Origin of the sequence: Bathymodiolus thermophilus thioautotrophic gill symbiont (genome assembly GCF_003711265.1) — a bacterium.
Classification (GTDB): Bacteria; Pseudomonadota; Gammaproteobacteria; order PS1; family Pseudothioglobaceae; genus Thiodubiliella.
Map to the genome: position 1 here is coordinate 1,461,381 of NZ_CP024634.1, position 9,653 is coordinate 1,471,033.

At 40.8% G+C, this 9,653-nt stretch carries 3 protein-coding genes (1 of these 3 only partly in view); all 3 read left to right on the top strand.

Annotation, left to right across the window (positions count from 1 at the left end; translation table 11 throughout):
• Positions 1-7,686, top strand: partial view of a C80 family cysteine peptidase gene (locus MS2017_RS05340; protein ID WP_122951510.1) — the end only. The gene continues 19,944 nt to the left of window position 1, outside the view; 7,686 of the gene's 27,630 nt are visible here — the last part of the coding sequence; the start codon falls outside the window, past its left edge; the stop codon is at positions 7,684-7,686.
• Positions 7,687-7,735: 49 nt separating this feature from the next.
• Positions 7,736-7,885 carry a transposase gene (locus tag MS2017_RS11895; protein ID WP_084032318.1) on the top strand — a complete coding sequence of 50 codons (150 nt, stop codon included), beginning with the start codon at positions 7,736-7,738 and terminating at the stop codon, positions 7,883-7,885.
• A gap of 147 nt (positions 7,886-8,032) precedes the next feature.
• Complete coding sequence (locus MS2017_RS05350; RefSeq protein ID WP_143108687.1) at positions 8,033-9,358, top strand: zinc metalloprotease; 1,326 nt, start codon at positions 8,033-8,035, stop codon at positions 9,356-9,358.
• The last annotated feature ends 295 nt before the right edge of the window (positions 9,359-9,653 follow it).

Consider the following 9,653-nt stretch of genomic DNA (forward strand, 5'->3'; position numbering starts at 1 on the left):
TGGAAATACGATGAAAACGATAAAATAGTCGCCGTACCTTATGCAGATGAAAAGCACCATATAGTTATTTCTGTTGATGAAGAGGATAATCCAAAAGTAATTAAAACACACAACAATAAAGATTGGAAGGAATTTAAAGGTAATCTAAGGGTGAAAGTTGAGGCTGGAGAAAACCTCTCAAGCACATTGGATACATTGGAAGAGTTCCAAGCTCAACTGAAAATTCAAGGTGCCAAAATGAGTCAAATTGATATAGAGACTGGAGAGCAGGATTGGCTTGGAGGGCGACCAAAGAACACACTGCAGACCTATGGGAGTCGGGTGAGAATAATGACTCAGTTTATTGGATCAAATATTACATTGCATATTGACTCTGGGCTTCATAGCGGCTCAACTGTTTTTAGTTACAAAGATGCATCTAATAGTGAAATAGTGATACATAGTCCAGAATATTTAGTTGGTTATTCAGATGTACAGCCCAGTAATGTCATTTCTTTTACCTATGATGAAACCAACATCCCTCGTCTTGCTGTACCAATAAAATTTAATCCTAATGTCGCACTACAGATTGCTATTCCTGATGAATTTTACACAAAAGAAATGGTGTTGTCGCAGCTACAACAAGCAAAAAAAGAGGTTGCAGAAACATCCTCTGTTTTTAAAGCTATGGTCATAACGGGCCCACGATATTTAATGCCTGAGCAAGAGAGTAAAGATCTGCTTGACTATCTTTCTCAAAAACTTGGCGTTAGAATTGAAAGATCTCACAAAGATACCGATAGCTCTAAACTTAGGTTATTATTGTCAAAAAACCCTGGAGACTCTGAAGCACAGGTGCATGGCCACCTAGCCCACCAAGACACCCCTTTGCACAACTGGGATGCCCTAAGCCAAGACCAAATCAACAAACTGGACACAGAATCCCAAAAACCCAAACTCAGCTTAGCCAACCACGACCACCAAATCCTCATTCAAACCGAAGCTGATGACAATGTTAAAGACAACACCTCAAGACTCGCCTCTAAACACCCCACACAAACTACCATCGTGCAAATGCAAAAAGACGGCGCCTACAAAGTAGTTTACGGCACTAAACTTGAAAATATTACAGGCAGAGTCAAAATGGTGGTTGTAGGTTACGACAGAGAAGAAAACGGCGTCCAAACACTAGGTGGTAGAAATGAAAGTGAATTAAGCGACAACATACTCACCCTTAAACGAGACCTAACCCCCCCAGCCAATGCCAAAATAGGGCGCACCAGCCTTGTAGCTTGCAACCTAGAAAGCAACAATCTCACCGATAATCCTGACAGCCAATACGGCAAACAAGTCATCCAAAGACTCCATCAAGGTGGCATTAATGGTGATTTAAGCGTTAGAAGTAGTTATGTTGGTATTCAACCAGACGGCACAAAAGTTACCTCAAATACAGGGGTGGACAATTGGAAACACAAAGACAGCGAAGCCAAAACCGTTTATAGTTATGACAAAAATGGCAAAGTAGAAAGTAAAGTGTATGACAACAACGGTGTGCTGGTTAAATACAACGGACAACATTTGGACGGCACAAGATACAAAAGCAATATCATTGTTCAAAATAGCGACAACGCTACCGTCGTTGAAGCCGCTAACGCCTTGTTTAACAAACGCCCTAATACCAGTGTTATCGTTAAATTCGACCAAAATGGCAATCTTGTTACCCTAAAAGGTGAGGCCTACACCCCAACAGGTGGCACTCGTGTCAACTTTGTTGATCACGGCACCAACTTAAGCCAAGAGGGCGCACAATCATTAGCAGACAAAGCCAGAATACTTCAACAAACTTACGGCAATAGCGACACCAAAATCAAACGCATGGCTTTGGTCGGGTGCGACACCGATGGCGTTAACCAAAGCCTAACCCGACACTTTGCCCATACTGTTTATAATGACACGCCTGCCCTAAAACAGACAGAAATTACTGGCAGAACAGGACAAGTACAAGTGAATGCCGATGGCACTAAGACCATGACAACAGGTGGCACTAAAACAATTTATAGTTGGAACGGCAGCAGAGGTGGCATTACCCAAAGAACTGAAACAATTAAACGCTATAGCGATAGTTTAGAAAATCCATTGGGCAAGTTTGATGACCAAATAAAAGAAATAGATGCGCTTCTCAAAATAACACCAATGAGCGAAAGCACTAAGAAAATTTTGACCGACACTCGCAATACTTTTATCGGTATAAATTATATTTATCAAACAACGCCTGATTTAGTAGAATACATCATGGGTCTTATGGAAAAACATGAGCTGGAATTAAAAGCATATTTGGATGAACACAAAGATACTCAGGTTAAAGAAAGTTTAGAGGCATTTCGTGATTCTTTAAACGCTCAGTACGCCGATTTGCAATTTGAAATAGAAACCCGACTGAACGAAGAATTTTCAAATATTCTTAAAAAGAAATCTACGGATCAGGTTTTAAAACTTATTACCTTTTATGAAAAATTACTAAGCAAAACAAATCAACACTCTCAGTTAGCATGGCTGACACACCAATCTTTAGAAGAAATAAAAAGGGCGGGAAGTAACACACTAAGCAAAATGGAAAACTGGGCAAATGTAGTCAGTTTTTTGGATGATAAAGGAAAAACCATAGCCTTAACAGAGATTAATAAGAATATAAATAATTTGTATGAGCATTTAGAATATTTTAAAGAGGCAGACCAAGCCAAAATAAAAGAGTTTAAAACGAAAACCTTGATAAACTTGGGGTTAGGCAAATGGAGCAAGAAAGAAGTAGTAGATACATATCATGTGCCACTTGTTGATGATAATGCTTTTAGAGTTATTGTGCAGCTATCAGATGACCTTGCTCTCGATACAGCAGGTTTGGCAGGCAAACATTTTGGCAATTCCACACTTATTCAAATGGATGAATATGGCAATTACCGAGTTATATATGGACCTGAATTAGAAGGCATACCAGACGGTAAGAAAGTTAAGTTTGAACTTTTAGGTCATGGTGGTACTAACGAAAAGACGATGGGAGGAAGGACAGCTGCCGATATGGCAAGAAGTATTCTTGATTTAAAGGAACACATTCCCAAGACTGTAGATGTTACAGCGGTTTCTTTAAAAGGGTGTTCTGCGGGGGCTGATTACGGAAAAGATGTTTTAATTGAACTTAATAAAGAAAATTTCAAGCCCGTGGTTAGTTCTAAACTTGGTACAACAGAAGTATATGTTGGTAGAGCATTTACTTCTAGAGGTTATCACTCTGAGGATAAGAGGGCTGCCTGGAAATACGATGAAAACGATAAAATAGTCGCCGTACCTTATTCAGATGAAAAGCACCATATAGTTATTTCTGTTGATGAAGGGGGTAATCCAAAAGTAATTAAAACACACGACAATAAAGATTGGAGAAAATTTAAAGGTGAGTTAAGGGTGAAGGTTGTAGCTGGAGAACGCTCCAATACATTGAATGCGCTAATAGATTTCCAGGCTCAGCTGAAAACTCAGGGTGCCAAAATGAGTCAAATTGATATAGAGACGGGAGAGCAGGATTGGCTTAAAGGGCGGCCGAACAATACACTGCGCTCCTATGGGAGGCAGACAAGGTCAATGGGTGAGTTCATTGAGTCAAATATTACATTACATATTGGCTCTGGACCTTATGACGGCACAACTGTTTTTAGTTACAAAAATGCACCTGGTCGAGAAATAGTGGTAAATAGCCCAGAATATCTCGTTAGTTATTCAGATGCATGGAGTAGCAAACTCATTTCTTTTGACTGTGATAGAGACAACATCCCTTTTTTTGCTGTACCAACAAAATGTAATCCCGATATTACACTAAATGTTATTATTTCTGCTGAAGGCTTCGCAAAAGAAATGGTGTTGTCGCAGCTACAAAAAGCAAAAAAAGAGATTGGCGATTCCTCTGTTCTTAAAATTAGAGTCTCAACAGGACTACAATATCTAATGCCTGAGCAAGAGAGCAAAGATCTGATGAACTACCTTTCTCAAGAACTTGGCGTTAGAATTGAAAGAGCTCACATGGCCGCCAGTGGCTCTAAATTCAAGTTATTATTATCAAAAAACCCCGGAGACCCCGAAATAAAGGTACATGACCACCTAGCCGAAACCACTCCTCACCAAGACACCCCCCTCCACAACTGGGCTGACTTAAGCCAAGAGCAAATCAACAAACTAACCACAGAAGCCCAAAAACCCCAACCCAGCCTAGCCAACCACGACCACCAAGTCCTCATTCAAACCGAAGCCGATGGCAATGTTAGAGACAGTACCTTTAGACTTGCCTCTAAACACCCCGCACAAACCACCATTGTGCAAATGCAAAAAGACGGCACTCATCAAGTGGTTTACGGCCTTGATCTTGAGGATATTACCGGCAAAGTCAAAATGGTGGCTGTGGGTTATGGCAGAGAGAAGGACGGCGCACAAACCATGGGTGGCAGAACTGCCGATGAATTAAGTGCAAATATTACCGAACTCAATCGAGCCTTGGCAGGCAATGCAGACATACAACGCATTAGCATCGTTGGTTGTAATATGGAATCAGACAATCCTACTGACAATAACGACAGTCAATACGGCAGAAGAATGGTCGAAAAACTCAGTCAATCAAACATCAAAGCCCCTGTTGCTGTTAGAAGCAGTTATGTTGCTGTTGATGAAAACGGCAGAAAACTAACTTCAAACACAGGTGCAGGCAATTGGATGCACAAAGACAGTGCTGCCAAAACCGTTTACAGTCTTGGCGCAACTGGCGCTGTGGTTAGCAGAGTGTATAACGACGAAGGCACTTTGATTAAATACAATGGCAGACGCTTAAACGAAGACTTGGATAATGACAAAAACACACAAGGTGCAGAAAATCAAGAAACAAGCGACAAGCACGCTCAAGGACAAGGGCAAGGGCAAGGGCAATCAGAATCGGAAACAGAAACAACCAAACAAAAACTAGACGATATCGACAAACGCCAAACTGATTTTGCCAATTCCGTTAACCAAAACAAACTCAGAAGATTACCCAATGGCAACGCCCCTGCCAATAACGACAATGAAAACACCAAAACAGGCGGTATGTCCGCCCCCGCTCTCAATGTGCAAATCGATATCGGCGGTGGCGACCACGCCTCTCTCTTCGGTGGCTCTACCAATGTAGATGTCAAAGTCGGCAACGGCGCACACCACACACTGATGTACGGCAGCAACAATGTTTTAGTCAGCATCGGCGATATAGGCGACAGCAGTCGTTTTGTTGAAATAGGGGGCTATCGTGCATTAGAAGGTGTGCAAATCTTAATAGGCACTAAAAATGTCGTGGTTAACCACGGCGTTAGAAACGACCTAATCATTGCCACCGACCCTTCTTTCCCCATGATTCCATTTGTCAATCCTTTTGACGGCTCTGCCAATATCTTAGGCTCTTTACAAGGTATGGCAGACATAAGCAACTCTGGACAAAACGCCTTATGGAGTTGGAAGAAAACCAAGAAGTTTGCCACCAGCATGAGTTCCTTAGACAGAACCAGCGACACCAACTATGAGAAAATCTTAATCAGTGGCGGTCAAAACGCAGTCTCTGACCGAGGGTTAAAATACGACATAGAAATGGCACTCAACAAACAAGCCAATAACTTTATGCAGCGTGAAAGCAAACGCCAACAAGCAAAGCAAAACTTCAAAGAACACATCAGCAACTTTAGTTTAAACCTCACAATCGGCGGACAAGGCTCCGACATCCTCATCGGCAACGGCAATTTTAGTTTTATGTTCGGCGATACCTTCTCCTCTGTTTTAGACACCACCGTCGCCTCCTTATTCGGCATTATGCAACAAGGCTACACCTTAGACGGCCAACCCAAAACCACCTTTACTTACACCCCCAGCAATGTCAAAACCAAACTGATTAACGGCATTCTCAACGGAATGGCATCCCAAGCAAAAGACATCACCTTCGGCGACATACTGGGTTACAAATACACCAACTTCGGTCACATCTACAAAGCCGTAGCCAACACCCCCGATTTATCCCTATCAAATTTATTAAAAGAACTCCTGGGCACCGTATCCGACACCTTTAGCAACTCCATTACCGCCTTATCTGAACCAGAACGCATTGTTAAGGCATTAGTCGCTGGAGGAGAATCGTTCAAAGACATGGGTGAAAACACTTTAGATGCATTAGGCATTAAAGACAAAGATAAGGACGACGATGACAATGATGACAATAACGACGACGATAATAACAATGATAACGATGAAAACAACAAAGATGAAAACAACAACACAAACACAGGAGACAACGACAGCGAATCCAAAAAGAACAAAAGCAACAAAGCCTTCGGCTTCAGCGGCCTCAAACTCCCCTCATTGTTTAATATGTTCACACCCAATCTAATCAAAACCCTAAGCAGTTTGCCAGAACTGGCAGAAACCCTATCCAGCAGCATCTCCACAGACTCTGCCAACATAAAAGACAAAGCACTTGAACTTTTCTCCGACATTGGCTTTATGTCCAATGACGGCGATTTGTTCTTCAACATAGGTGCCCAAAACTTCGCATGGGGTGGCGATGGCAAAGACCTATTTGCACTCATGGGTACCAACAACAATGTCTGGGGTGGCAAAGGCGATGATGTCGCCTATGTCATTGGCGAAGGCAACACCATCAGCGGCAACCAAGGCGATGACAGCGCCGTGTATGTCGGACAAAACCACATGTTTATTGGTGGTGAAGGCGATGACATTGGCGTTGCCTCAGGTCGCTACAACACTTTGTTTGGCGGTACCGGCAGAGACCAACTTTGGGCATTTGGAGAGGGCGCCTATATCACCGGCAACGAAGGCGATGACTATCTAGTGTCCACTGGCAATTATGGCAAAATTCACGGTCACACTGGCGATGACATCGGCATTTTAATCGGTGCTCACAATGTCATGGACTTAGGCAAAGGTAATGACCACGGCAAAGTATTTGGCAACAAAAACATCGTTTATCTACGCGATGGCAACGACGAACTAGAAGTCGCCAGCCATCAGTCTTCTATTATGGCAAACGCCGGCGATGATTCTTTATATATGCACAAAAACTCAAGCGACAACAAGATTGACGCAGGATCAGGTGATGACTTATTGTATTTAGGCGGCACAGAAAACAAAGTTACTGGTGGCACAGGCGCCGATATATTCATCGTTGGCAACGACAACATCTTTAGCACAATCATCACCGATAAAGACGATTACATTGCTTTTGATTTAGACAGTTATCAAGACACCATGTATTACAAAAGCAACAACAACCTTTTGATTAAACACCGATCGTTAATAAAACCCAACAAAGCCGACAGCGATTACCAAAGCGACAACACCGGCGTTGACATCGCCAAACAATACCGCAACCAAGAAGGCAGCGTGTTAATTGAAGACTATTTTGCCAATAGCAACAGCAATGAAAGTGCAAAAATCTGCATCAGCATTGACACCAACAACGACCGCTATCACTATTTAGACAAGGCACAAATCAGTAAGTTAGTTGAATACATGTCATCCTTTGATTCCTTTGCTGATACCGAAGGTGTGGCTAACTATAAAAGAGAGGTTAATCAATTGTGGTCTGGTGCGAAGGTTGGCTATAATATGCCTGAAGTTATGAAGAGTTTGGTCTAGGGGTCTTTATATAAATTATGAATGATGAGCAAAATTCAATTTTTGCTAAGTGGGTAAAATAATCATCTTGCAACGCTATTACAACCTATCAGACGAACAATGCGAGTTTCAAATCAAAGTCTGCTTCTCTTTTATGGACTTTTTAGACATTAAATTAAACAATAAAGTACCCAATGAAAAATACTATTTGGATATTTAAAAAGACTCAAAGAATACAATCCAAGTGAAACCTTATTTGGTTTATTTACCCACAACCTGCAAAAAAAAGGTATGATTACTAAAACAGGTTCGTATGTTTGGTGCTTCGTTTGTATGCGCCCTTGATATTCAAATTAAAGGAGAAGCAATGGATAAAAAAATTTTACTTTTTTGTGTAAGCTTTTTTTGCTTATCATCTGTTAATGCTTTGGAATTACCAAAAAATACACATGTTATTGGCGAGCGATCTCTTGATCTGTGGTTTTGGAAATTAGATTCATCCATAGATGATCAGGATGACATTGAAAACAATGTGTTGAAAACAATATCCAGTGTAGGTACTGATGTTCATGTTCATGCACATTGGCTAGGTTCTGATTATGAAAATTACCAAGATTTTAAAAATGTCATTCATAAAGTTAGCAACAGTCGAAATCAAGTGGATGAATTTGCTTCTTATATCCGTAGCAACTATACTGATAGAGTCAATAATTATCATATATTAATGGCAGAGGGTGAATGGGGTGACAGCTTAGGGGAGGCACTGGAGTTAGTGTCTCGTTTTGCTGTAGTATCTGATGATATGGATTATACCGCTGCTCATGAAATGGGTCATATGTTGGGCGCTGTACACAACCAGGATACAAATTGGTTTTCAGCATCAATTATGTATTCAAGCTCAATTTGGCTTTATGGCAGACAGAATAAATTCTGGAGCAGTGCCAACAAAAACATAGTTAAAAAAACCCTTGAAGAGTTAAAACGCTTTTTGTATGATAAATCAATTAGCACCAGATACTCGCACTTTGATGGTAGCACCACCAATGCAAAAGAATATAAAGGATTGAGTAGCGATAAGGGCAATAAGGCAATCATTTATAAACTATTGGTTGAAAAAAACACGACCTACACTATCGCCATAACAGATGCAAATTTTGACACTTACCTATATGTTTACGATAAGAATGGAAGGCAGCTTGATAAAAATAACGACAGCAACCACTTCTTAATTCAATGCGGGTGGCGGTGTTTTCTGCTACCTAGTGATGATAACGCCTTCTTACGGAGTAGGATAGACAATCAAAACTTTGGCTCTGCTAAAGAAGTCTATATTGTTGTTAGTGGGAACAAACATGATGATCATGGTAACTTTAGTCTTAATTTAAGCAGTTACAAAACCTTTATTATTGAAGACAATAGCACCCTAAGATCGCTAAAAAATAACGCACCCAAACTTAAAGAATACATTGATTCAAACAACAAAGTTTGGCTCAAGACTCGTAATGGCGCATGGACTGAAAACATTGTATTGCCACAAGGCGTTAACGAAAGCAAAAAAGTGACACTTACCGTTGATTCTGATTGGCCAGTCAAGGTCATATTCACCATTAACAATGTTAGAAAAACCCGTACAGTCCTGCGTGGACAAGAGATTTCTTGTGTTTATACCAAGGATGGCTGGCTGGTTAAGTAAAGTTCTTATATTTTAGGGTATTAAAGATTAGATTTAAAAAATTTCCAAGTGAGTAAAGTGATAAGCAAAGCAATCTTGTTTTAAAACTGATGGGTATCCAGAGACCACCTTTAATAACTTTCTGCTACAGTGTTTATGCTTATGAAGAATTTAGAAATAAGAGGAGCAAGACGAATAATATCACCCATACTAAGGATAAAATTTATGACATATAACTTTTTTCATAAAAGAAACACAAACCCCCGTCAAAAACCCACTTTTTACCCACTCAGTCGTTTCTTAAGCCCAACCTTAA